Annotated in this window: 23 protein-coding genes and 2 tRNA genes; 18 read left to right on the forward strand and 7 right to left on the reverse strand. The window is 36.1% G+C overall.

Annotated features, from left to right (window positions below):
* The first annotated feature begins 3 nt into the window (after positions 1-3).
* The 4 genes from nrfD to D9780_RS06015 all read left to right on the forward strand — a co-directional run bounded on the left by nrfD (position 4) and on the right by D9780_RS06015 (position 5248).
* Entirely contained in the window at positions 4-1296 is a 1293-nt protein-coding gene (nrfD, locus tag D9780_RS06000) for an NrfD/PsrC family molybdoenzyme membrane anchor subunit (RefSeq protein ID WP_121639606.1), read from the forward strand.
* Entirely contained in the window at positions 1286-4387 is a 3102-nt protein-coding gene (locus D9780_RS06005) for a molybdopterin-dependent oxidoreductase (RefSeq protein WP_121639607.1), read from the forward strand. Before nrfD ends, D9780_RS06005 begins: the two co-directional genes overlap by 11 nt.
* Before the next feature lie 25 nt (positions 4388-4412).
* Positions 4413-5003, forward strand: coding sequence for a molecular chaperone TorD family protein (locus tag D9780_RS06010; protein ID WP_162985811.1), 591 nt, complete (start codon positions 4413-4415; stop codon positions 5001-5003).
* A gap of 65 nt (positions 5004-5068) precedes the next feature.
* Positions 5069-5248, forward strand: a complete 180-nt coding sequence (locus tag D9780_RS06015) for a twin-arginine translocase TatA/TatE family subunit (RefSeq protein ID WP_121639609.1) — start codon at positions 5069-5071, stop codon at positions 5246-5248.
* Between the two features lie 241 nt (positions 5249-5489).
* Here the strand turns inward: D9780_RS06015 and D9780_RS06020 are convergent, their stop codons facing one another.
* Positions 5490-6194 (reverse strand): Crp/Fnr family transcriptional regulator, encoded by a 705-nt coding sequence (locus D9780_RS06020; RefSeq protein ID WP_121639610.1) that lies wholly within the window; start codon positions 6192-6194, stop codon positions 5490-5492.
* Between the two features lie 571 nt (positions 6195-6765).
* On the opposite strand from D9780_RS06020, the gene D9780_RS06025 reads away from it, so the two are divergent.
* From D9780_RS06025 to catA, 6 genes are all read left to right on the forward strand, one after another.
* Positions 6766-7785 carry a ThiF family adenylyltransferase gene (locus D9780_RS06025; RefSeq protein ID WP_073004748.1) on the forward strand — a complete coding sequence of 340 codons (1020 nt, stop codon included), beginning with the start codon at positions 6766-6768 and terminating at the stop codon, positions 7783-7785.
* A gap of 28 nt (positions 7786-7813) precedes the next feature.
* On the forward strand, positions 7814-9070 hold the full coding sequence (gene glp / locus D9780_RS06030; protein WP_121639611.1) for a molybdopterin molybdotransferase MoeA: 1257 nt from the start codon (positions 7814-7816) through the stop codon (positions 9068-9070).
* A complete protein-coding gene (gene mobB, locus D9780_RS06035; RefSeq protein ID WP_121639612.1) occupies positions 9067-9579 on the forward strand; it encodes a molybdopterin-guanine dinucleotide biosynthesis protein B in 513 nt (170 codons plus the stop codon). The genes glp and mobB overlap by 4 nt, the downstream gene beginning before the upstream one ends.
* Complete coding sequence (locus D9780_RS06040; protein ID WP_121639613.1) at positions 9573-10010, forward strand: molybdenum cofactor biosynthesis protein MoaE; 438 nt, start codon at positions 9573-9575, stop codon at positions 10008-10010. Before mobB ends, D9780_RS06040 begins: the two co-directional genes overlap by 7 nt.
* 147 nt (positions 10011-10157) lie before the next feature.
* Positions 10158-10595, forward strand: coding sequence for a Dps family protein (locus tag D9780_RS06045; protein ID WP_073004731.1), 438 nt, complete (start codon positions 10158-10160; stop codon positions 10593-10595).
* A 217-nt stretch (positions 10596-10812) separates the two neighbouring features.
* The gene (gene catA, locus D9780_RS06050) at positions 10813-11466 is read left to right on the forward strand and encodes a type A chloramphenicol O-acetyltransferase (protein WP_116278429.1); all 654 of its coding nucleotides are present in this window, start codon (positions 10813-10815) and stop codon (positions 11464-11466) included.
* A 220-nt stretch (positions 11467-11686) separates the two neighbouring features.
* Here the strand turns inward: catA and D9780_RS06055 are convergent, their stop codons facing one another.
* The 3 genes from D9780_RS06055 to D9780_RS06065 all read right to left on the reverse strand — a co-directional run bounded on the left by D9780_RS06055 (position 11687) and on the right by D9780_RS06065 (position 14452).
* The gene (locus D9780_RS06055; protein WP_121639614.1) at positions 11687-12517 is read right to left on the reverse strand and encodes a YitT family protein; all 831 of its coding nucleotides are present in this window, start codon (positions 12515-12517) and stop codon (positions 11687-11689) included.
* A 259-nt stretch (positions 12518-12776) separates the two neighbouring features.
* Positions 12777-12956, reverse strand: coding sequence for a twin-arginine translocase TatA/TatE family subunit (locus D9780_RS06060; protein ID WP_121639615.1), 180 nt, complete (start codon positions 12954-12956; stop codon positions 12777-12779).
* 107 nt (positions 12957-13063) lie between these two features.
* Positions 13064-14452: a metallophosphoesterase family protein gene (locus D9780_RS06065; RefSeq protein WP_240458789.1), complete on the reverse strand. Its 1389-nt coding sequence runs from the start codon at positions 14450-14452 to the stop codon at positions 13064-13066.
* A 351-nt stretch (positions 14453-14803) separates the two neighbouring features.
* On the opposite strand from D9780_RS06065, the gene D9780_RS06070 reads away from it, so the two are divergent.
* The 7 genes from D9780_RS06070 to D9780_RS06100 all read left to right on the forward strand — a co-directional run bounded on the left by D9780_RS06070 (position 14804) and on the right by D9780_RS06100 (position 20512).
* Positions 14804-15040: a glutaredoxin family protein gene (locus D9780_RS06070; RefSeq protein WP_073004720.1), complete on the forward strand. Its 237-nt coding sequence runs from the start codon at positions 14804-14806 to the stop codon at positions 15038-15040.
* Between the two features lie 886 nt (positions 15041-15926).
* On the forward strand, positions 15927-16331 hold the full coding sequence (locus D9780_RS06075) for a MarR family winged helix-turn-helix transcriptional regulator (protein WP_116278433.1): 405 nt from the start codon (positions 15927-15929) through the stop codon (positions 16329-16331).
* A 21-nt stretch (positions 16332-16352) separates the two neighbouring features.
* Positions 16353-17180, forward strand: coding sequence for a glutamate racemase (racE, locus tag D9780_RS06080; RefSeq protein WP_073004716.1), 828 nt, complete (start codon positions 16353-16355; stop codon positions 17178-17180).
* A gap of 88 nt (positions 17181-17268) precedes the next feature.
* On the forward strand, positions 17269-18333 hold the full coding sequence (locus D9780_RS06085; RefSeq protein ID WP_121639617.1) for a GerMN domain-containing protein: 1065 nt from the start codon (positions 17269-17271) through the stop codon (positions 18331-18333).
* 281 nt (positions 18334-18614) lie between these two features.
* Positions 18615-19379: a ribonuclease PH gene (gene rph / locus D9780_RS06090; protein WP_073004712.1), complete on the forward strand. Its 765-nt coding sequence runs from the start codon at positions 18615-18617 to the stop codon at positions 19377-19379.
* A 4-nt stretch (positions 19380-19383) separates the two neighbouring features.
* A complete protein-coding gene (locus D9780_RS06095) occupies positions 19384-19992 on the forward strand; it encodes an XTP/dITP diphosphatase (protein ID WP_121639618.1) in 609 nt (202 codons plus the stop codon).
* A gap of 10 nt (positions 19993-20002) precedes the next feature.
* Entirely contained in the window at positions 20003-20512 is a 510-nt protein-coding gene (locus tag D9780_RS06100) for a metallophosphoesterase family protein (RefSeq protein WP_073004708.1), read from the forward strand.
* 147 nt (positions 20513-20659) lie between these two features.
* Here the strand turns inward: D9780_RS06100 and D9780_RS06105 are convergent.
* From D9780_RS06105 to D9780_RS06115, 3 genes are all read right to left on the reverse strand, one after another.
* Positions 20660-20733 (reverse strand) — tRNA-Arg (locus D9780_RS06105).
* Positions 20734-20743: 10 nt separating this feature from the next.
* A tRNA-Gly gene (locus D9780_RS06110) sits at positions 20744-20817 on the reverse strand.
* Between the two features lie 554 nt (positions 20818-21371).
* Positions 21372-21977 carry an HD domain-containing protein gene (locus D9780_RS06115; protein WP_116278424.1) on the reverse strand — a complete coding sequence of 202 codons (606 nt, stop codon included), beginning with the start codon at positions 21975-21977 and terminating at the stop codon, positions 21372-21374.
* Between the two features lie 225 nt (positions 21978-22202).
* Here D9780_RS06115 and D9780_RS06120 point away from each other — a divergent pair, with 225 nt between their 5' ends.
* Positions 22203-23180, forward strand: a complete 978-nt coding sequence (locus tag D9780_RS06120; protein WP_073004704.1) for a tetratricopeptide repeat protein — start codon at positions 22203-22205, stop codon at positions 23178-23180.
* The last annotated feature ends 104 nt before the right edge of the window (positions 23181-23284 follow it).

Here is a 23284-nt window from a genome sequence, read left to right on the forward strand (position 1 = left end):
AAAATGTCAACGGTTGCAAATGAAGCGAAGCAATCCCGTTATAAATCAAAGAAAGCGCAATCAATATGGTTTAAATGGTGGGTCGGAATTTTATGTGTATTATTTGCTATAGGAGCTTATTTTATTGTTGAACGATTATGGCTTGGTTTAACGACGACAAATCTTTCTTCTATAACTCCATGGGGAGCTTGGATTGCATTCTATATTTTTTTTGTGGGTTTAAGTGCAGGTTCGTTTTTGCTCTCAACAATGATTTTTGTTTTTGGAATGGAGCGTTATGAAAAAGTAGGAAAGATGGCTCTATTTACCGCTATTGTTTGTATGATTGTAGCATTAACTTTTGTATTAATGGATTTAGGAAGGCCAGAGCGTGCGTTTAGTGCCTTGATTCACTGGAATGTAACGAGTATCCTTGCCTGGGAGATGCGATTTTATGTCATTTATATTACGTTACTAACGGTAGAATTATATGTTGCTATGCGAGCAGATTTTGTTCGTTTAGCCGCTTATAATAGTTTAAAAGGAAAGATAGCTCGGCTCTTAACGTTTAAAAATAGCACTATTAATGACTATACAAAAAAGCGTGATCACAGATGGATGAAAATATTAGGTACAATCGGCATCCCTTTAGCTATTTTAGGTGTACACGGAGGGACTGGAGCTATATTTGCAGTTGTTAGTGCTCGGTCTTCTTGGAACAGCGGTATTTTTCCAATTATCTTTGTTGTGTCTGCAATGGTTTCAGGAACAGCGCTACTACTTGCCATATATATCATTAGGAGTAAAGCATTGAAACAGCCTATTGATCAAGGCATGGTAATTGGGCTAGCAAAAGTAATGATCGCTTTCTTGTTTATTGATTTATTACTTCAATTCTATGATTATTTAGTAGCTCTATACAGTTTAGCAGATTCTCATTTATTATCATTACAAACGATGATGCGAAGTTCCTATAGCTGGTCGTTTTGGGGGATACAAGTGTTTCTTGGCTCTGTTGTTCCTATATTTCTCGTTTATTATAAAAAGACAGCTAAAAATATAAATGCGCTACTTATCGCTGCTATACTTGTCGTAATTGGAATCATTGGTGTTCGATTCAATATTGTTGTCCCATCGCAAATAGTTCCGATTATGGAGGGAATGCCAGCAGGTGACTATTATCCAACCTATAATGAATGGCTTGTAAGTGTTGGAATTGTAGCAATGGGATTGCTTATTTTTACGATTGCTGATCGATTACTTCCGCTTGACCAAGCAGATGATGTAAGTGAAATGGGGGATCAAAATGGAAGATAAGCGCATGGATCGACGGAAATTTTTAAAAGCAATGGGGGCATTTGGTGCAGTTGCTGTAATTGGTCCTTCTTTCATTGGACCAGTGAAACAAGTAGTGAATGGCGTTTGGTTTAATGAGGGGCATGGGTACGGTACAGATTACCAGGATTATGGTGCTGAAAATGTTATTTTTACAACATGTGAACAGTGTAATACATTTTGTACAATTAAAGCTTATATAACAGAAGGAAATCAAGCGGGACCTTACACTTCCATGATTCGAAAAATAGCTGGAAACCAATACAGTCCTCTAAATATGGTACCCTATGGAGCTATTGCTTATCAGACGTCTGTAGATGATGCGATTAAAGGGACAGGTGATGTTAAAAAAGGGGGTCGTGGAGCTCGGGGTGGTCGTATTTGTTTAAAAGGGCAAGCTGGTATGCAAACGGCTTACGATTCCTATCGAGTGAAACAACCATTACGACGAGTAGGGGCTCGTGGTAGTGGGAAGTGGCAAACGGTTTCTTGGGAAGAAGCATATGACGAAATTGTAAATGGCAGCAAAACTTTAAGTACGCCAGGATTAAAGGAATTAGCTGCACATGCTCCACAAGAAGAAGTGATGCAAGATTGGGAAAAAGTAAAACAAGAAGAAATGACCTTTAATGATTTTGATCAAAAATATAAAGACGTGTTAATTGATACGGAACATCCTGATTTTGGGCCAAAAGTAAACCAAATAGCTTTTATGATTGGTGATCGACGTGATTTTATGGAGCGTTTTATCTTGCGTAGTCTAGGAAGTAATAACTATTATCATCACGGTGGAATCTGTGGTATAAGTTCGGTAGTAGGAAATACACGTTCGTATGCAGGAGAAAAGGCAAAAAAACGTCAGTATGCCGATGTGGATCATTCGTTGTTTCTGTTAGTATGGGGAACGAATCCGATGGTTGCGAATAAAGGACCTACTTGGCTCGCTCCCAAGTTGACCAATGCCATTGAGAATGGAATGCAAATGGCTGTTGTTGATCCGCGATTTAGTAAAACAGCTGAAAAAGCGCAAATGTGGCTTCCGATTAAACCAGGTACAGACGCCGCATTAGCATTAGCACTAGGTCGAATTATTATTGAACGACAATGGTATGATGAGGACTACTTAACAAATCCAAATAAAGAAACTGCAGCGAGGGATGAAGAACCGACTTGGAGTGATGCCACACATTTGGTAAACATGTCTGATCCAAAGCGTCCTAAATTACGTGCCAGTGATATTAACATAGGAACAGAAGAACAGTTTGTTGTAATGGAGAATGGAGAGCCAGTTTCACATATTGAAGCTAAAACTGGCAAATTGGAAGTGGATACTACCATTAATGGTATAAAGGTTAAATCAGCTTTTCAACTATACAAAGAGAGAGTTAAGGAAAAAACAATAGAGGAATACGTATCCATTACTACAATTCCAAAAGAACAAATGGTTAAACTTGCTCGTTCGTTTACATCATACGGTAAGCGTTCAGCAATTATGGCTTACAGAGGGCCGGCGATGCATGAAAATGGGTATTACAACCAACGTTTAATTGCTATTTTAAACCATTTGATTGGCTCATATGATTGGAAAGGTGGGAACATTACTACTGGAGCATTTTATAAGGAGTTTGAAGGGAAATATGACTTATTAACTGTCCCAAATGGACGTGTGCCATGGGGAGTGAGAATTGCAAGAAATCAATTCAAATACGAAGATTCTACCTTATTTGAAAAAGATGGCTATCCGGCAAAACGGCCTTGGTTTCCTTTTAGCCCACAAACGGTTGGAGATGTATTACCAAGCGCATTAGATCAGTACCCATATCCATTGAAGGCGTTAGTCACGCATCGTATGTCACCCGTATTATCGGCGCCTAATGGGCAAATTCAAGAGCAGGCATTAAAAGATCCAGAGATTTTACCTTTATATGTAGCCTCCGATGTACAAATTGGTGACACATCCAAATATGCTGATTTTATTTTACCAGATACGGTTTATTTAGAGCGATGGGGTAGAGAAGCTATTTATCCAAATATAACGACAAAATTGGCAAGCGTTTATCAACCCGTAACGCGTGTTTTCCCGGAAGTTCGTTCATTTGAAAATAGTGTCATTGAACTAGCTAAACGGATGGAGTTGCCTGGTTATGGGGATGAAGCATTTCCTGATGGCAGCTCACTGCATAGTGAAGAGGATTATTATTTGAAGAGAGTTGCAAACATTGCCTATGATGGGAAACCTGTACCTGATGCAGTGAAAAGAGAAATGACCATTTTTGAAAATGCGAGAAACAAAGCTTTAGGGAAGTTTTTTGACTTGAAAAAGTGGCAGCGAGCAGTGAAGCCAGAAGAGTGGGCAAAGGTAGTGTACGTTTTGAATCGTGGTGGTCGATTTGAAGAGGCTGGTAGTGAATATGATGGTAGTCATTTGAAGTATAGTTTTGGTGGCCAAGTACATTTTTATGATGAGGGAGTCGCAGCTGGTAAAAATTCGTTTGATGGTAAGTATTTTGAAGGAATGCCGATGTATAGAAATATTCAAGCATATAATCAAAAAGATGTAGATGTGAAGCAACCATTACAATTTATTAATTGGAAAGCAAGAAATATGGGTACGTATCGAAATATTAGCAGTGCTTGGTTGCGAGAAATTCGTTCAGATAATTACATTTGGATAAATCCAGTTGATGCAAAAAAACGGAACATTAGATCAGGAGACGCCGTAGTGATTAAGAATGGGAATGTATCGCTAGAGGGGACGGTTTATGTTACAGGCGGTATTGCTCCAGGCGTTATTGGTGCAGCATATAATATGGGGCAAACTGGATATGGTGCCACACCGCAAACGATTGATCAGAAAAGAGAAGCAAACTTACCAACGTATAATCATACGCCATTTAGGTTTAATACCGTCATGCATGAAGAATCGGGTTTTCCAGGAGGTCGTGCTGAGGGCTTTGTCGTAAATAAATTAACGGAAGTTGACCCCAATTTTGCTCATGGTGTTCTGTTTGATGAAGTAGGGGGTTCTCCGGCTCAGTTAGATATGTATGTAGACATTGTGAAAAAAACCTAATTTTATGATGAGGGGGGTGGAAGTATTGCTAACAGCACAAGAAGAAACTTACGGGAAACTCATTCTAGCGCAAATATTTACCCATATTTGGTATGGTGATTGGGATAATTATGAACAGACAATGAATCAGTTGCCGGAGCGTCTTGTAAATGAATTTCCATTTCATGCTTGTTATGACCGAAAAGAAACAAAAATCTGGCATGATAATTATTTTTCTATTCCTGGTATATATTTTGTTCCTCCATATATGTCCAGTTACCGTGAAAAATCAGAAACAGCAGAATTGGATACGAAACAAGATTTACTTTGTTTAATTGGAGCATATGAGAAGCTGGGGTTTTATTATCCATTAGAGCGTGAAGCTTTCCCTGATCATATTGGTAGTTTAACCGCCTTTATTACAGCTACATTAAAGGAAGAAGCAGTTGCACTTGAAAAAGGGGATCATGAACTTGTTATCGAATTAGCGGACGCACGTAAGGAAATGTATGATAAATATTTAGCGCCTTGTTTGGGTGTCATATGTAAGCAACATCAACATAAGTTCTCGGATTCATTTTTCAACATGTTTATTCCCTTTTATATGGAAGAGATCAAGGGTATCGCGCATAAATAATTTCTGTTGTACAGGTTTAATGAAAATATTCATTTAAAGTAAGAAATTTAAAAGGAGTGATTTGTATGTTTTCAAGTATTGGTATCCCAGGGTTGATTTTAATATTAGTTATTGCGTTAATTATATTTGGACCTTCAAAGCTACCTGAATTAGGAAAAGCTGCTGGAAGCACCTTAAAGGAATTTAAAAATGCAACCAACGATTTAATGGCAGATGACGATTCGGAGAAAAAGGAAAAAGAATAATGTTACAACAACGTAGATTAATACTGAGTTCCTATGGCAAAAACTACAGTTTATCTTATAAACCTTATGTTTTCAATTTTCCTATCGGCAGAATGGTCTCAAAAGTAATATATGTCTTGACGGATTAGTGGGATATATCCCGGAAACATGTTCCCTGTTTCCGGGATGAGTTTAGGTGCGTCTTTTATAGCTACAATAGAATACTTATAGAAGTGTGAAGTAATAAAAAAGGTATTCCATATTAATGAATTGTGCAAATATCAATGGGGCATTCTTCACAATGGATGGTTTCTTTTAAGTATGCTAACTGATGAATGAGTATCTTACTATTTTCAATAGAAATAATGTTATTTTTGCGCAAATCACTTAATAATCGATTAATACTTTCTCGTGAAGTTCCACAAAAGTTGGCTAAGTCTTGATTCGTAAGCGACGTATTAATTAGGATGCCAGTTTCTTTGGTCTGCCCATAACTGTTAGCGAGACGAATTAACGTAGCATAAAGCGCCCCTTTTTTTCCATACATTACTAAATCACGTAATTTCATTTGGTCACGAATGGCGTTTTTGGATACATTTTGAAGTAGGTATAGCATGAATTTGCTCTCATTTGAAAAAAGTTCAGGTAATTTTTCTATAGATATAGTGAAAATTTTACTTCTTTCTACGGCTGTTGCATGTAGTAAGTGTTTGGTAGGGGTGGTTAAAAAATGAGGCTCTCCAATTATATCCCCTTGTTTACATATTCGAATTGTAAATTCTCGTCCATCTGCTGTTGGTTTATGAAGCATAATTTTACCAAGTAGAACAATGTAAAAAGAATGGACGATATCACCAGAAATGAAAAGGGTTTCATTTTTTTCTAGATCCTTTTCTATGTTTGCATACTTTTGTAACACGGTTAGCTTTTCTTGAGATGACGGAGAGTAATAATTTAATTTACGCATAACATACCTCCCACTGTATAAAGAATAAAATACCTTGCTAACTATTTTATTCTTCACGTAGAATATGAGTATAACTAAATGGCGTTATCATCGTTGTTGTTTTAAGTGTCATACATGTTAAACCACTTTTAATTGTACATATTTTTGCACCATGTTATGCAAAAGTATCACACGAAAAAGTAGATAGCAATTTATTTGCTTACTTTTACACTATAGGAAAATATAAGATTTTTTTGGTTTAAAGTATAAAGAGAGATACTAGTGGACAAGGAAATAACCGAATAGCCACGTCACGCTTCATTGCCTTAAGCTAAGTCATCATTGGTTCTTTCTAAATAGGAAGGCCGACTAAAGACGGGCTTGCTGGAGGGTGCCGACATCCTCCTGTTGCAGGAGCGTGATTCCTAAAACTTTCGTTGATTCGTTCCACTCTTTACGTTGCTAAACGGGGCTTGCGCTTTTGTGCTTTGCTTCGTTGTAAAAAGGTCAAGAAAGGGCATATGATAAAAAACAAAGGTGTTGTATGAATGGATGGTTTGTCTTGCTAGCTGATCTAGTGAGGAGGGGTACAATGAAAGAAAGATATGCACGGCAGATTTTGTTTTCACCAATTGGAGAACACGGGCAAGCCATGTTAGCATCTGCGCATGTTGTTATAATTGGGTGTGGGGCATTAGGTACACATATAGCAGAGACGTTAATACGTGCTGGTGTGGGAACGCTAACAATAGCTGATCGTGATTACGTAGAAATGTCAAACTTGCAACGACAGCAATTGTTTACAGAACGGGATGCTCGAGAGGGCGTTCCGAAGGTAGTTGCTGCTAAAAAGAGCTTGCAAAAAGTTAGAGAAGACGCAACCATTTTAACTGTTCTTGATCACGTAGATGGACCTTTATTAGAACAACTCATTTCAGACGCAGATATTATTATGGATGCAACAGATAATTTTGAAACACGTCTTTTAATGAATGATGCTGCTTGGAAGCACGGAATACCTTGGATATATGGTGCTTGTGTGGGAAGTACTGGGGTAATGTTTCCATTTGTACCGCAAACGACAGCTTGTTTTCGGTGTTTACTTCCTATACTACCAACTGTAACACAAACATGTGATACTACAGGAATCATTGCTCCAGTCGTAAGTATGGTAGCCGCGAATCAAAGTGCAGAAGCTTTAAAATGGTTGACTGGAAATAAAGAGAAACTGCGAAGCCAATTATTTCATTTTGATCTGTGGGATAATACCTTTGTGGAGGCGGGAATATCTCGATTGAAAAAAGATGATTGTTTAACATGCTCTTCACAAGCTACCTATCCAGCATTGGAAAAACAGCAACAAACGAATTTTGCAGTTTTATGTGGTAGAGATACGGTACAAGTTATTCCTAATGAAAAACGAAAGCTTACTATATCCGATGGTGAGCAAGTAGTGAAAAGGCTAGGTATCGAGTATCGCATCACGGACTTTTTTATTGAATTCTACATTGCATCCTATCGTTGTATTTTATTTGAAAATGGCAGGTTATTTATTCATGGGTTAAAAGAAATATCTAAAGGTCGGAAGTTGTATCATCAGTTATTTGGTTGAAAATGCGTAGGAAAGAGGAGGAGGACTAGTGATAGAGAGAAGAAGCCCAATACCCGTTTCACAAGCAATACAGTATGTAATGGATCAAATTAAACTGTTACCAATAGAAAAAACAAACTTAAGTAAAGCGAATGGTCGAATTCTAAGGGAACCCATTGTTGCGAGTCATGCTGTGCCACCTTTTAATCGTTCTGCATACGACGGGTATGCTATCCGATCAAAAGATACGAAAGGTGCGTCAGTTCACCATCCCATTTCTTTTCGAGTTATCGGAGAAATTGGAGCTGGGACAGTGCCAAATGTACCCGTTGGTAAGCACGAAGCATATCGAATTATGACGGGCGCCATCTTACCAGAACAAGCAGATGCTATTGTTATGTTAGAAAAGACGACGAAGATGATAGACGGATTTATATTACAAGAGCCACTTCAAGCTGGCGATCACGTCTCGTTTAAAGGAGAAGATGCTGAAAGAGGGGAAGTGCTTATAAAGTCTGGTACGAAAATTCACCCAGGTACAATTGCTTTGCTTGCGACCTTTGGCTATGCAGAAGTGGATGTATCTACAAAGCCAGTTGTAGGATTGCTTGCAACGGGAACAGAATTGTTGGATGTAACAGAGCAATTACAGCTTGGAAAAATACGAAACTCTAACGGGCCAATGATTCAAGCACAACTACATAGATTAGGAATTGAAAGTCATTATTATGGTGTTATGTCAGATAATTTACAAAAATGTACCGAAGTAATGGCACAAGCTTTACAAGAAACAGATATACTTATTACAACTGGTGGGGTATCTGTTGGTGATTATGATTATTTACCGGCGATTTACGATCGATTAGGCGCAGAAGTGTTGTTTGATAAAATAATGATGCGTCCTGGAAGTGTTACAACCGTTGCAACTAAAGGCGATAAGCTTTTGTTTGGTTTATCGGGAAACCCTTCTGCTTGTTTTACAGGGTTTGAATTGTTTACTAGACCAGCTATTTTAACAATGATGGGTAGTAACGAGCCGTATTTGCCCTCTATAGAAGCTCAATTAGGAGAGGACTATATCAAGAAAAATCCATTTACTCGATTTATTCGTGGAGTGTGGGAGATGACGGAACAAGGTGTAGTAGCTAAGCCAGCCGGTTTCAATAAATCGAATGCAGTATCTTCCATAGCACGCGGAAATTGTTTGATTGTTTTGCCTAGCGGTTCTAGTGGATATGAAAAAGGAATGCGGGTCGATATTTTGCTTTTAGGCATGGAACAAGGGGAGGCTGTGTGGCGTTTATGAAAATTTTGCATATAGTAGGTTTTAAAAATAGCGGAAAAACTACCTTAGTTTCTCGCTGGGTACAATTTCTAAAAACGAAAGGATTTTCTGTTTCGGTTATAAAACAACATGGCCATCATGGAAAGCATGGAAGTTTGAAAATGCCAGATGAAAATACTGACTCCATGCAATTTTTTCGAAGTGGTGCTGATTTGTCCATTGTGTCTGGCGGTGGTACGGTACAAATAATGTTAAATGAAACTCCAAGTTTTGAACGCTTAAAAAAACTAGCTTCCATGGATCAACCCGATATATTACTTATAGAAGGGTTTAAAGAAGAGGCTGGATCAAAAGTTGTGTTAGTGAGAAATGAAGTAGAATGGGATGAATTAAACCGATTGAATAATATCGTATTAGTGGTAGGTGTAGAAAATAAATCTATTTCTTTCCCCCAAATTAGATCACGAGAGAACGTGTCTGCATTAGATAAGTGGTTATGGGAATGGTGTGGAGGAAGAGCATCATGTTAAAGCCGTTTGCTATTGTATCAGAACCTATTGAAGTTAAACCTTACATGGATTATGTGCTTCACCCCCATGCTGGAGCAGTTACAGTATTCACAGGGAATGTTAGAGAATGGACACATGGTGTTCGAACCCTTTATTTATCATATCAAGCTTATATTCCTATGGCAGAAAAAAAATTAGCAGAAGTTGGAGCAGAAATGGAAGAGAAATGGCCCGATATCAGAGTAACAATTGTTCACCGAATTGGGGAGTTACACATTTCAGATATTGCTGTTTTAATTGCTGTTTCTTCACCGCATCGAAAAGCTGCGTATGAAGCAAATGAATATGCTATTGAACGCATTAAACAAGTTGTTCCCATTTGGAAAAAAGAGATCTGGGAAAACGGGGAGCAATGGGTAGGTGCGCAGAAAAAATATCCAGAAAAAGGATAGTAATAGAACAAGACTTCGTTGGGAAAACTGTAAAAAAGAATATACTGCCATTAAATTATAATAGTTATTAAATGATAATATTATTTGATAAAAATAATGAAAAAGTGTATAATACAAATTGAACAAAGACAGAAGGAGAGATATTAAATGAATCAACAATTAGTAGACGCATTAAACAAACAATTAGCCAACTGGAATGTTCTTTACACAAAGTTACACCATTATCATTGGTATGTGAACGGGGTTAATTTCTTTACATTACATGAAAAGTTTGAAGAGTACTATGATGAAGCAGCAAGTTACATTGATGAAATCGCAGAACGCGTGTTAACCATTAAAGGGAAACCACTATCATCATTAAAAGCTTATCTCGAAACAGCTACAATTAAGGAAGCAACTGGAAATGAATCTGATCATGAAATGGTTGCCCAGTTGATACTTGATTTTCAACAAATTGTAAATGAGTCGAATGAAATTATTGAAGTTGCAGAAGAAACAGAAGATCAACCAACAAGCGACTTATTTATTGGGATAAAAGCATCTTTAGAAAAACATATTTGGATGTTAGAAGCCTTTAATGCTTAGAAAAAATTGTCTTTTACTATAAATCAAAAAGCCTTATACTATCTATAATGAAAGAAATAAATCTATAGTGCATTAAGACTATACTTTATACCATAGAACTATCTCTATATAATGAGAGGTAGTTCTATTTTTGTTTCTGTTTCCTTACAAAAAGGTAAGCTTATGCTTTCGAAACCACTAATAATTTATGTGGTAATATAATACTGGAGGTAAGTTAATGTTTCATATAGTTAATCGAAAGGAATGGAAAAGAGAAGCATATTTTAACCATTTTTCTCAATTGCGTTGTACTTTTAGTATGACTGCGAATATAAATATTACAGAATTGCTAAAGCAGACGAGAGAAAGAAAAATGAAGCTTTACCCAGCATTAGTATATATGGGATCAAAAGTTGTAAATCAACATTCTGAATTTAGAATGTCTTATAATGATAAAGGGGAACTTGGTTATTGGGAGGTGCTTCATCCAAGTTACAGTATTTTTCATAAGGAAGAAGAACTATTCTCTAATGTTTGGACGAACTTTTCTAATATATTCGTGGAGTTTTACAACCGTTTTATGCAAGATAGTGTAGACTATGGTGATCATCTTACTTTGCAAGCAAAGGGAAATCCGCCTACGAATATTCATCCAATATCTATTATTCCATGGACGAGTTTTACAGGATTTAATTTAAATATTAATAACGAAGGCGATTTTTTATTGCCTATCATTACATGGGGGAAGTATTTTAAAGAAGCAGAATCTGTTTTTATTCCTTTATCTGTACAAGTTCATCATGCAGTTTGTGATGGCTACCATGCTAGCTTATTATTAAATGAAATTCAAGCGTTAGCAGATCGATGTATGGATTGGTTAGATAAAGAGTAGAAGATCTTGTTTTTACCCTACATCATTTTACCCGCGTAAGGGCAAACACTTGCTTTTTCGTTTTACCCGAAAGAAAAGCAAGTGTTTGTTTTTATCTATAGCATATCGTCATGGGGTAATGGTGCTAATTACCATCTATTTGTGAAAAATTCTCTACCTCAAGTAAATAATTGTAGTTCTATTATTTTATGCTAACTGTAGTATATATAAACCAAGGCTTCTAAACAAAACCAAATTTCCCGCCAACAACCTCTTTTACTTCATGAATGACAATAAAAGATTGAGGATCTAATAATTGCACTTCTTTTTTTATTTTTAACAATTCATTTTTTTTGATTACAATATAGATAATTCGCTTATCTTCATTAACATAGTAACCATATCCATAAAAGATGGTAGCGGCGTTGCCGAATTTGTGCGTAATACGCTTTGAGATTTCCTCATATTGTTCCGACATGATTGTCATTGCTTTTTTGTTATGAAAACCTTCAATAAATTGGTTAGCTATTTTTGTACATAAATAGACAAAAATAAAACTATACAATGTATGATACACTCCAATTGCTACAATGGATCCTACAATGATCAAACTATCCATATAAAAGAGGCTTTTGGAAAAACTATACCCCTTCGTATAATTCAATAAATATGCGAGTAGAGTTGTGCCCCCGTTTGATGCATCAGCAATGAAAATTAGTGCTAAACCTGCCCCCATTAATAGTGCTCCGAAAATTACTCCTAAAATCATGTCGTCAACTGCAAAAGGTATGAGATTCATAACACTTAGTCCTACAGATGTCATAAATGCACCAATGACAGTATAAACGATTGTCTTTTTCATTAAAAACTTATAGGCAATTGCAATGAAAATTAAATTTATGATTAAAGAACTAATACTAGCAGGAACTTCAAATAAATAATATAAAATTAAAGACATTCCAATAGTACTACCATCGCCAAGTTTATTAGGAATAACAAAAAATTCAACAGAGGCTGCGATGAGAAATGAACCAATAGTAATAAGGAGAATATCCTTTATAATAGCTTTCATATAATAACCTCCCGAACTGCAAAATGTGTTTGAATTGACAAGGATGACTTAAGGTATTTAACAATACAATGGTATTGATTATAGTAAGCTTTCACAAACTAGTCAATGAGAATTGGAAATGTAACTTAAATAGTAATATTTCGTTAATTCAATCAAGTGATTCGCGGGAAAAATCTTGGAGAAATAAAAAAAATACTGGATTAAAAAACCCCCTGTCATAAAGATTGAAAGGGGTTCAGACAACGTGCTAAATGGACAGTTAATCATTTTTATCTTCTTTTGCTTCATCTTCAGAAACTAATTCCCTTGTTGACTTTTTAAATTCTTTTAACATTATACCAACAACTTTACCTAATTCAGGTAATTTGGATGATCCGACTACAATTAATGCAATAAATAGTATACATATCAATTCAGGGATGCCAGCACTTTGTAACATATAATTCCTTATTTCATCTATTTGAAATTTTTGCGGTGGAAGACATAGTTATTCTAATATTATTGACCTGTAAACTTTTATACTTTTCTATAGTGAGAAAAAGACGGTTAATTATTTTGTGTTCTTCCAATTAGTTTTAAAGCTTTTTTGCTTTTATTTCCAAATGCATCTAAAGCGTGAATTTCTATGTCGTAAGTAGTATTTGCTTGTAAGCGATCAATACTTAAACGAAGAGGATTTGGCATTGGGTCTTTATAAAATTCTGAAAAAGCTAGGTATTCTTTTTCGATTTTTCCAGTTTGTATATTTTTTAATTTTAGTTCGTAATCATGTACTAAAAGGTCATCTTCAGCTTGTGTTAGCAATATGGTTAAACTAGAAGCTGTGGTTGCTTCATTTAGGATAGAAACCATTGCATCCTTAGTGAAGTAAGGTGGTTTTTTGTCACGGTTTTCCGTGTACTTGAAATTTCGTTTGTTTATCGGGTAATTAATTTCAAATTCTTCGCCAGACCAATCATTATTATGGATGTCACGGCGTTTAATGATCAATTTGTTATTGTACACTTCAACAATAAGAGCTTGGTTTATCATGTTTGCACCATCAGGAACTGCACCTTGTATTCTTCCTCCTTCAAGCCATGCATAAGCACCTGTAGAAGTACCGATGGTTGTAAAATCTTTCTGATGAATAATTTTCGGATCGTCTAGCGGGTAATGGGTATGACCAGAAAATGTAATGACTTGTGGGAATTTCTTTAATGTATTATAAAAAAGGTCTCTATTTTCAGAAAACCCCCATTCACTTCCATAGACTGTTTCTTTAATAGGTTGATGATGGAAAACAAATATAGGTTTTTTCCAGTCGTCATTACTTGCAATCAGTAATTTGTTCTCTAGCCATTTTATTTGATTAGTGGAAAATGTTCCTTCTGTCTTTCCGTCTTCAGTCCCAAGGATGATAAAATGGTAGCCTTTAATTATTTGATGATAGTAATGAGATTTCATCCCGGTTTTTTGACAAAAACGTTTTTGTGAATCTATTGGGGATAAACCATTCCAATAATCGTGATTTCCAATTGCAAACATGGGGGTTGCATCTGGATTCTTATTTTTTTCATAAACCTCCATGAATATATCATATTCCGTTTCGTAACCATACTCTGTAAGGTCGCCAATCACGACTAACGCATCCTGTTGAGGAACTACTTGGTTCAGTTGATTTAAAGTAGTTGTAAATTTGTTCATATTAGCTTCATCATTATATTTGATATGAACATCGCTAATGACTGGAAAAACTAAATCAGCTTTTCTTCCTTTTGCGTGTTTCACAGGTGATTTTGATACAGCGCTAACAGGAATGGCACCAAATGATCCTAATAACGTTAATCCGACAACTGTTCCGGTAACCTTGGAAGATTGTGTTAAAAAAGTTCGGCGATCCATTCTTTTATTCATGTTATTTTCGTCTTTAAATGGCTTATTTGTCATCATCATTCCCCCTTTAAGTTAGCGTGCAGACTCAAGCTCAAGGTAGACCAATATTTAAAATCAGTAACTTACCACATTGAACTTGAACTTTTAATCGTTGGATTTTTTAAATACAATGTGATGTATGTATTGTCCCAATGCGTATAGTTTTATGAATGTAACATCGTACTGTATTTTTTCCGCCTTTCATAAATTAGTTTACAGATTATTTGTTAAATAAAAATGACGGGAAAGTAAATTTTTTGGAACAAAAATTTTATGTAATATAGAAAAACAACCCGAAGCAACTTTGTTGACTATATACATGCGGGGGTATAAAATGAAGATAATTAAAATGAATGAAAGGAGAATTTTATAATGAAAGCTACAGCAGAAGTATATGTTACATCGACATGTCCATATTGTACAATGATGACAAATTATTTAAAGGAAAATAACGTTCCTTATAAGACGATAAATGTACAAACAGATCGTGAGGCAGGGCAACGTTTAGTGGAAACAACTGGACAAATGGGTGTACCGCAAACGAAAATGAACGGAAAGTGGATCATTGGCTTTGATCCAGATAAAGTTCAAGAAGCCTTAAAAAGCTAAATATGTTAAAAAAATTATGCAAACAAAAATGGACATGCAATAGTTGCTCCGTTCCTTATGAAAAGCAGAATAGAAAATCGCTTTTTTCTATTTGCCCAGGAAACCTCGGGCTTTTAGTTACAGCAATTGCTATTTTAATTATGCAATTTATGCGGTGAGGAAACAAGTATGATGAATGAACCTGTCGTATGTAAAAGAGCCATATGACAGGTTTTTTTACTTTTGGTCTAGGAATTTATAAATTTTAGCAGCTGTGGATGAACTTACTAAGTATTTTTAAAAATGAGCGCCAACAACTTTGGATAAAAAAGATGCTGCATTGTAAGGGAGCTTACATTCAAGTAATACATCTAGGTGTAGGATAGAGCTATAATCAAACATCTAATGGAGGTAAATACATGAATGGTCTGAACAGGGGAAACGAAAAGATATTAGATAGAAAGCTTCACTAACACCGCAATGTCTGCTAGATAGTAAAAGAAATAGCGGATGCAAGCTTTCCATTTTAATTGTATAATGAAAAAAGTTCTTTATATAAAGTGAATCGTCAATGGATGTCGGTGTTGTTTTTTTGTAACTGGGGTGTGTCTTTAAGGTTGTCTTAACAAAAATAAAATTTTAGCTCATGCATCTTTTAACCATTTTTTTCAAGCGATTTTTTAATGATAGTTTTTATGCGGTTACAACGTGAAACAAAATGTGTTTCTTTATTTGAAGCAAAATGTGGATGTACACATAGGATAATAAAATTATACTTGTCAAAGATGATTGCTTTACGTAAAGGCGTTTCATTATGTAAAATAGATATGATACATAGGGGAGTAGGAGGTAACGGTCGTTGAAATCGTATGAAACTGAAGAAACGATAAACCGGATTGAGAAGCGAATGCGTTATATATCTGGAATCATTAAGAAAAATGGTCGAAAAATCCTGCACAATTATCCAATCACCTCTCCACAGTTTATTGCATTACAATGGCTTTTGGAAGAAGGAGATTTAACAATTGGGGAACTGTCTAATCGTATTAGTCTAGCCTTTAGTACTACTACTGATTTAGTGGATAGGATGGAAAAGAGCGGGCTTGTTGAAAGAGTTCGTGATGCTAAAGATCGAAGAGTAGTACGTATCCATGTATTGGAGAGAGGAAAAACGATTATTCATGAGGTTGTAGAAAAACGGCAAGAATATTTAGGCCAAGTTTTGGAGGAATTCTCAGAAGATCAAATCGATCAATTGCATGAATTGCTTGCATATTTGCATGAGCAAATGAAAGAAAAAGAACAGAAATAAAGTTTAAGTTGAGGCGATATAGTGAAACAAGCGATAGGCGTTATTGACTCAGGAGTTGGTGGGTTGACAGTAGCTTATGAATTAATGCGACAGCTCCCTAAAGAGAAATTAATTTACGTTGGTGATACAGCGCGCTGTCCTTATGGACCAAGATCAAAAGAAGAAGTGCAGCAATTCACATGGGAAATGGTTGACTTTTTGTTAGCTAGAGATATTAAAATGTTAGTCGTTGCGTGCAATACTGCGACAGCTTTTACATTAGATTCTTTAAAGAAACATTTAGCCATACCTGTTATAGGAGTTATTCAACCAGGTGCTAGAGCGGCAATTAAATTTACAAAAAATAATAGTATAGGCGTCATTGGAACTGACGGAACTATCAGAAGTGAAGCTTATACGAATGCACTTAAAAGTATTAAAGGTGAATTGGACATCTATGCAAATGCTTGTCCTATGTTTGTCCCCATGGTAGAGCAAGGAGTTATGGAAGGCTCAAAAGCAATACAAGTTGTTGAAGAAGCATTGCGACCGATGGTGGAGCAAACACAAATGGATACACTTATTTTAGGATGTACCCATTATCCTCTCCTTAAATCCACTATCCAATCAGTAGTGGGGGAAGATGTAACATTAATATCTTCTAGTGAAGAAACAGCCAGAGAAACGAGTACTATATTAGAAATGCAACATTTGTTAAATCATAATGGAATAACTCCCATCCATCAATTTTATACGACTGGTGATTTAAATATGTTCATGCAAATCTCTAAGCGAATTTTTAAAGAACAAAATTTACAAATGATAACCATAGAAAAAGCTGTGTTACATCAAATGCAAGATTCTAAATAAGAATCTTGCATTTTTTTATATAGCTTGGTCTATTTCGCTTCCTATGCTCGTATATATCTTAGTACAAACTATGGTAGGAGGGGAAAAAATGCAAAAACGCGTCATGCTTATCGCGTGGGTAATGATACTTTCCATCATTTTAAGTGGGTGTTTTCAAGGAGAACAGTCTTTAAATGAGGAAATGGATGCCCCACAAAATGCAGAACCCGTTAATAATCAAGGGGAAACGCAAGGTGGTGAAGGAGAAACGGATGATGAGACGCAAGCGAGTACCGTTGCGCGTGACTTATATTTATTAGATGCTAATGGCATGGTAGCTTCACAAACGATAGAAATGCCAACGACAGAATCGCATACTGTTGCCAAGCAAGTAATGGAATATTTAGTAAAAGATGGTCCGGTATCTCAAGTGTTGCCAAATGGATTTCAGGGAGTCATACCTGCAGGCACGGAAGTTTTAGGGGTTAATCTTCAAGAAGACGGTACGATCATTGTTAATCTATCAAAAGAGTTTGCTAATTATGAAGCCGAAAATGAACGAAAAATACTAGAAGCTGTTACGTATTCTTTAACGCAATTTGACAATGTGGAACAGGTGCAGTTGCAGATGGAAGGTAACGCCATAACGGAAATGCCTGTTGATGGTACGCCGATAGGAAATGGCTTTTCACGCGCTGATGGTATAAATATTAGTGATACCGGTGCAAGTGATCTCGTGGATAGTAAAACCGTAACGATGTTCTACCCTGCCGAACATAATGATAATGCTTATTATATTCCTGTCACCCAATATGTAGATCAAGAGAAAGAGGATGACGAGTTGATGGCCATTGTAAATGCATTAATAGATGGGCCAGGAGTGGAGCAGAATGTGATGCAAGTGTTTAATCCGAAAACGACTCTAACAAAACCTCCTTCAATAAAGGGAGGGACATTGCATTTGCAATTTAATCAGGAAGTTTTAAAAGAGGAAGATAAGGCAGTCATATCTGATCAAGTCATGGAAAGCATTGTTCGGACAATGACGGGAGTAGAAGGGATTGAATCCGTGCAAGTTAGTATAGATAATATAGAACAGATAGTAAATGAAGAAGGTAAAGCATATACGGAACCTGTTACTATACAGCAATTTACAGAAGCAGAAGAACTGTAGAGGGAGAGGCTGCCTATTTAGCCTCTTTTTATTTGTGCTATGTTTTTTGGCTTATAGTATAAGAAAAACGGCAGATTCCTCCATAAAAACGAGGCGATAAGTTAAGTTTTTTTATCGTTTTTATGTGCTTAAAAGTCTTTCGCATAAGATTTGGTAACAAATGGTTATTGCGTTTCTTATAACAAGGAAGATAGGAATAGTAATTGAAATTGCCATGTATTTAAATAGTCCTTTTGCTTGAAAATATGTTAAGCTAGTGTTGAAATAAGGAGGAGTTTTACATGAGAAGCGATCAGCGTAATGAAAGTAGTTTACGACCTATCACAATTATTACGGATTTTCTTCAGCATCCGGAAGGCTCTGTGCTGATTCAGATAGGAAATACAAAAGTAATATGTAATGCAAGTATTGAAGACAGAGTTCCTCCATTTATGCGTGGGCAAGGAAAGGGATGGATTACAGCGGAATATGCAATGCTCCCTCGCGCTACTGAGCAAAGAAATATACGTGAATCTTCTAAAGGTAAAGTAAGTGGAAGAACGATGGAAATTCAACGATTAATTGGACGATCCCTTCGATCCGTCGTCGATTTAGATAACATAGGCGAACGAACGGTTTGGGTAGATTGTGATGTCATTCAAGCTGACGGCGGCACGCGGACAGCTTCGATTACAGGCGCGTTTGTTGCTGTTGCATTAGCATTTAATAAGTTAGTGAAAAATAAAGTTATTTCTAAAATGCCTGTTACAGATTTGTTGGCAGCAACTTCGGTTGGCGTATTACCAGATGGAAACGAAATTCTAGATTTGAATTATCAAGAAGATTCCAGTGCACATGTTGATATGAATATCGTAATGACAGGTTCAGGTGAGTTTGTTGAAATACAAGGTACAGGGGAAGAAGCGACTTTTTCAAGTAAACAATTGCAAACGATGCTCCAGCTTGCTGAAGAAGGGTTGTTAACACTATTTGAAAAGCAGCGGGAAGCATTAGGTTCCATTGCTGAAAAGATTGTTAAGGCTACAAGTGCGCAAGGAGAAGAATAACAAAATGAAAAAAATAATTATTGCTACAAAGAATAAAGGGAAAGCGAAAGAGTTTAAAGAACTATTTGCTGCATATGAGCTTGACGCTATATCCTTAAATGAATTAGACGGTATACCAGATGTTGAAGAAACAGGGTCAACATTTAAAGAAAATGCAGCATTAAAAGCAGAACAAATCGCTTCTATGTTATCGCTCCCTGTCATCGCTGATGATTCTGGCTTAATGATTGATGCATTAGATGGGAAACCTGGGGTGTACTCCGCGCGATATGCTGGAGAGGATAAAAGTGATCAGGCCAACATCGATAAGGTGCTCACCGAATTACATAACGTACCGGAAACGAAAAGAACAGCACATTTTATCTGTGTACTTGCGGTTGCTGTACCTGGTTCAGTTACTACATATTATATTGGATATTGTCACGGCAGAATTGCTCATTCACCAATTGGAAAGAACGGTTTTGGATATGATCCTATTTTTATTCCAAAAGGCTTTCAACAAACAATGGCTCAGTTATCCCCAGAAGAAAAAAATGCCATTAGTCACAGACGAAATGCTTTGAAAGAACTAGAAGCCAGTTTAAACAAACAAGATATACTTTTAGATAGATAGGATGGTTCTTATGACAAAAGTGCTGATTGTGAGTGATAGTCACGGATTAACGAAAGAGCTGGAAATAATTAAACAACGACACCGTGTAGATGCTCTGATTCACTGTGGAGATTCGGAATTAGGTATGGACGACAAGGAAATGGCTGGATTTTATTCTGTAATGGGAAATTGTGATATTGATACGCGCTATCCAGAGGAACAAACAATCCAAGTTAGTGGAGTGAAATTTCTCATTGTTCATGGTCATCTGCATCAAGTAAAGAGTAATTTATTACATGTGGCTTATCGTGCAGAAGAACTTGGAGCACAAGTGATTTGTTTTGGTCATACACATATTGCTGGCGTGGAACAAAAAGGAAACCAACTGCTACTTAATCCTGGTAGTATACGCTTGCCACGTGTTCGCAAAGAGAAGACCTATGCGATCATGGAATGGCAAGTTAAAGAAGAGATAACCGTGCGTTTTTATTCGGTAGACGGAGCTGAATTAGAAGCATTGCGTTATGTAGCAACATTATAGCTGTAAAGTGTAAAAAGACTCACCACGTGTTGTGGTGAGTCTTTTTACACTACATGTGATAGGACAAGGACATTAAAAAAACGTGAATTACCTATAGCACAAACAAAAAACCCTCAAAAACGTAATGTTCATAAGGGTTTTTAAATACGTCCCAGGCAGGATTCGAACCTGCGACCCACAGCTTAGAAGGCTGTTGCTCTATCCAGCTGAGCTACTGGGACAAGATATGTATGGAGCGGGTGAAGGGAATCGAACCCTCGTCATCAGCTTGGAAGGCTGAGGTTTTACCATTAAACTACACCCGCAAATAGAGTTTTTAATAATATGATGTTTTTAACGACAAGATTCATTATATAAATTTATTCTGGGAAAGTCAATGGTTTTTATGTATTCTCTTAAAGTTATTATATTCAGAAAAAATATTTTCGCCGTTGTGTGTCTTTATCACTTCGTAATTTTTAATCCGCCGGCGTTTGGAAAATTATTCTTCATAGGTTGAATTCCAAACGCTTTTCCTTTGGCGAATACATTTAGAAAAAAGGAATTAGCCATGTTCGGCTTGTCCGTTTTTAGTTTGCAGAGTTGATTGCTTTTTTTATATATTTTTTAAAAGTGTGAACCACTTACTTCATTTATTAAGATCTCAATGTGGCTTTTTCATTTATTCGTCATTTCATTCCACTCCTCGTCATTTGAGGAAATCCTTCTATTGCAATTTCTTAACTTTGAACTACTTGAGCAATCTCAGTTAATTGTTCCATTGAAAGTTTCATGAATATGTATGCCCCATAAAAACCTGTGCTCGAAAATGGATACATAGGGGTAGCGTCCTTCCTTCCTTGCTATTTATAGTACGGACTCAATCAGTCACTGTCTGCTTTTCAGATTGCTCGATTTTTTCTTTCGCTTCCTGTTCAACTATATTCTTTAATTGATTTAAAATAGCACTAAAATCTGTATGGTCGCCAAGTTGCAAGCATAACTCATATTCTATCGGCTTCCAAGTACTAATATCGGCTTCATTATGTTGGATTTGCACCTCGAGTTTATCCAAAGCGTTTGCGACTTTTGCTTCATATGTTTGTTTGGCTTCAAATTCCACCCACATATTGTATAGACTTCCGCCGACTTCCTCTGGTAAAGTATTTTTTATATTTGTTATCGCTTTTAATTCATTCATTTGTTTTTGCTGCTTCGCTTCTTCATTGCCCATGATTTCAAAAACAGGAATATCTTTCGCTTCAGCTTCTACTAGATCGTGAATGATAATCATTTTTAATAATTTTTCCATGTCTACTTTCTTATTTAAATAAGGTTGTAATAATACGGCCATTAGTGACATTCTCCATGTATGCTCTGCGACGCTTTCTCTTCTTCCGTTGGATAGCCAACTGTGACGTAACTCTGTTTTTAGATTTTCTCCAAGTTTGATAATTTGGTAAATCCGATGTAATGGTTCTTGCATGATTTTCACCTCTACGTATATAGTAATAAATAAAGTTATTTTTATAATAAATTATACAGAAATGATAAGAAAAAGGTTTCAAAATTCATTGCTCCGGGAAAGAATGTTTAGTATGTTATAGTTAAAGTAAAGTTCAAGAAGCTGGTTGATAAACCAAATTACTACACTCTATGGTATGGATTTGAACCTCCTTTTTGAACAAAATTAGCAGGAAGGAGGGAGAGAATGAAGCAACGCGAAAATATTATATTGTTCCCAAAATGGAGAACGGCTTTAGAGGAGGAGAGCTTACTTGCCTTAAAAGAAAAAAGATTTGCAGAGGCATTAGAAAAGCTCGATGAATTATTAAACTATCAAGTCAATAGTTTTGAAATTGTAAGCGGAAAGCTAATCTGTCTAATTGAATTAGGTCGGCATAAGGAAGCTCAGGATATTTGTGAAGATGTGTTACAGCGACAGGATGAACACTATTACCATTACCTACATATTTATTTAACCATTTTGTTTCAAACAAATCAATATGAGATGTTAATGGAGCAGGTGGAAGAAGAGTTTAAATTCCATCAAGTACCAGAAGTGTTAAAAGAACAATTTCATCAGTTATACGAAATGAGTCGTAAATTAAAAGTAGACATGTTAGTAGATCGCCAATCTGTGTTTATGGAAGAATGGGAGGACGCTATTACTACACGTGATTATCAAAAACAATGGTTAATCATCGAAAAATTACGTGCAATGAAAAGCGAACCTAATCGTAAAATGTTACATTTATTAGTAAAAGAAGACATACACCCTGTTGTAAAAACAGCTATGTTAATTTGGTTACAAGAAATAGATTATAATCAGCTTGTCCATATAAAAAAATGGGGGAGAAGCATACAAGTACACCCTTTAGAGATAGAAGCCATTTGGAACCATGCTTCAGTGAAACGAATCAATTCGATTATAAATGAGCTTGAACAAAAAAACCCAACTTTATATGATTTGTTAGTGAAATTGTTATATCATTACATGTATGTCAAATACCCGATGCTCCCTGTTAAAGAGGAAGCGGAACATATCGCGCTGGCCTTAAAAGCAATTGGTGCAAATTATTTAAACATAAAGTTGGATGAGCAAGGGAAGCAATTAGATTTGAATGAGTACATAGAAGATATTGAACGTTGCGAAGCCTTGTATTCTAGTATCATTGAGGATAACTAGAAATATATCGAAATGCTTGAAAGGGAAAGCAATTATGTTATAATGAAATGGTTGTAAATCTCGGTCTTTTAAACAATAAATGAATGTTTGAAAAATGAAGGACA

Source organism: Virgibacillus sp. Bac330 (assembly GCF_003667845.1).
Taxonomy (GTDB): Bacteria; Bacillota; Bacilli; order Bacillales; family Amphibacillaceae; genus Virgibacillus; species Virgibacillus chiguensis.

What these genes read in the sequence shown, in the direction of transcription:
- nrfD (WP_121639606.1), top strand. Translation starts at nt 4, where the DNA reads ATGTCAACGGTTGCAAATGAAGCGAAGCAATCCCGTTATAAATCAAAG.
- D9780_RS06005 (WP_121639607.1), top strand. Translation starts at nt 1,286, where the DNA reads ATGGAAGATAAGCGCATGGATCGACGGAAATTTTTAAAAGCAATGGGG.
- D9780_RS06015 (WP_121639609.1), top strand. Translation starts at nt 5,069, where the DNA reads ATGTTTTCAAGTATTGGTATCCCAGGGTTGATTTTAATATTAGTTATT.
- D9780_RS06020 (WP_121639610.1), bottom strand. Translation starts at nt 6,194, where the DNA reads ATGCGTAAATTAAATTATTACTCTCCGTCATCTCAAGAAAAGCTAACC.
- D9780_RS06025 (WP_073004748.1), top strand. Translation starts at nt 6,766, where the DNA reads ATGAAAGAAAGATATGCACGGCAGATTTTGTTTTCACCAATTGGAGAA.
- mobB (WP_121639612.1), top strand. Translation starts at nt 9,067, where the DNA reads ATGAAAATTTTGCATATAGTAGGTTTTAAAAATAGCGGAAAAACTACC.
- D9780_RS06040 (WP_121639613.1), top strand. Translation starts at nt 9,573, where the DNA reads ATGTTAAAGCCGTTTGCTATTGTATCAGAACCTATTGAAGTTAAACCT.
- D9780_RS06045 (WP_073004731.1), top strand. Translation starts at nt 10,158, where the DNA reads ATGAATCAACAATTAGTAGACGCATTAAACAAACAATTAGCCAACTGG.
- catA (WP_116278429.1), top strand. Translation starts at nt 10,813, where the DNA reads ATGTTTCATATAGTTAATCGAAAGGAATGGAAAAGAGAAGCATATTTT.
- D9780_RS06055 (WP_121639614.1), bottom strand. Translation starts at nt 12,517, where the DNA reads ATGAAAGCTATTATAAAGGATATTCTCCTTATTACTATTGGTTCATTT.
- D9780_RS06060 (WP_121639615.1), bottom strand. Translation starts at nt 12,956, where the DNA reads ATGTTACAAAGTGCTGGCATCCCTGAATTGATATGTATACTATTTATT.
- D9780_RS06065 (WP_240458789.1), bottom strand. Translation starts at nt 14,452, where the DNA reads ATGATGATGACAAATAAGCCATTTAAAGACGAAAATAACATGAATAAA.
- D9780_RS06070 (WP_073004720.1), top strand. Translation starts at nt 14,804, where the DNA reads ATGAAAGCTACAGCAGAAGTATATGTTACATCGACATGTCCATATTGT.
- D9780_RS06075 (WP_116278433.1), top strand. Translation starts at nt 15,927, where the DNA reads ATGCGTTATATATCTGGAATCATTAAGAAAAATGGTCGAAAAATCCTG.
- D9780_RS06085 (WP_121639617.1), top strand. Translation starts at nt 17,269, where the DNA reads ATGCAAAAACGCGTCATGCTTATCGCGTGGGTAATGATACTTTCCATC.
- rph (WP_073004712.1), top strand. Translation starts at nt 18,615, where the DNA reads ATGAGAAGCGATCAGCGTAATGAAAGTAGTTTACGACCTATCACAATT.
- D9780_RS06095 (WP_121639618.1), top strand. Translation starts at nt 19,384, where the DNA reads ATGAAAAAAATAATTATTGCTACAAAGAATAAAGGGAAAGCGAAAGAG.
- D9780_RS06100 (WP_073004708.1), top strand. Translation starts at nt 20,003, where the DNA reads ATGACAAAAGTGCTGATTGTGAGTGATAGTCACGGATTAACGAAAGAG.
- D9780_RS06115 (WP_116278424.1), bottom strand. Translation starts at nt 21,977, where the DNA reads ATGCAAGAACCATTACATCGGATTTACCAAATTATCAAACTTGGAGAA.
- D9780_RS06120 (WP_073004704.1), top strand. Translation starts at nt 22,203, where the DNA reads ATGAAGCAACGCGAAAATATTATATTGTTCCCAAAATGGAGAACGGCT.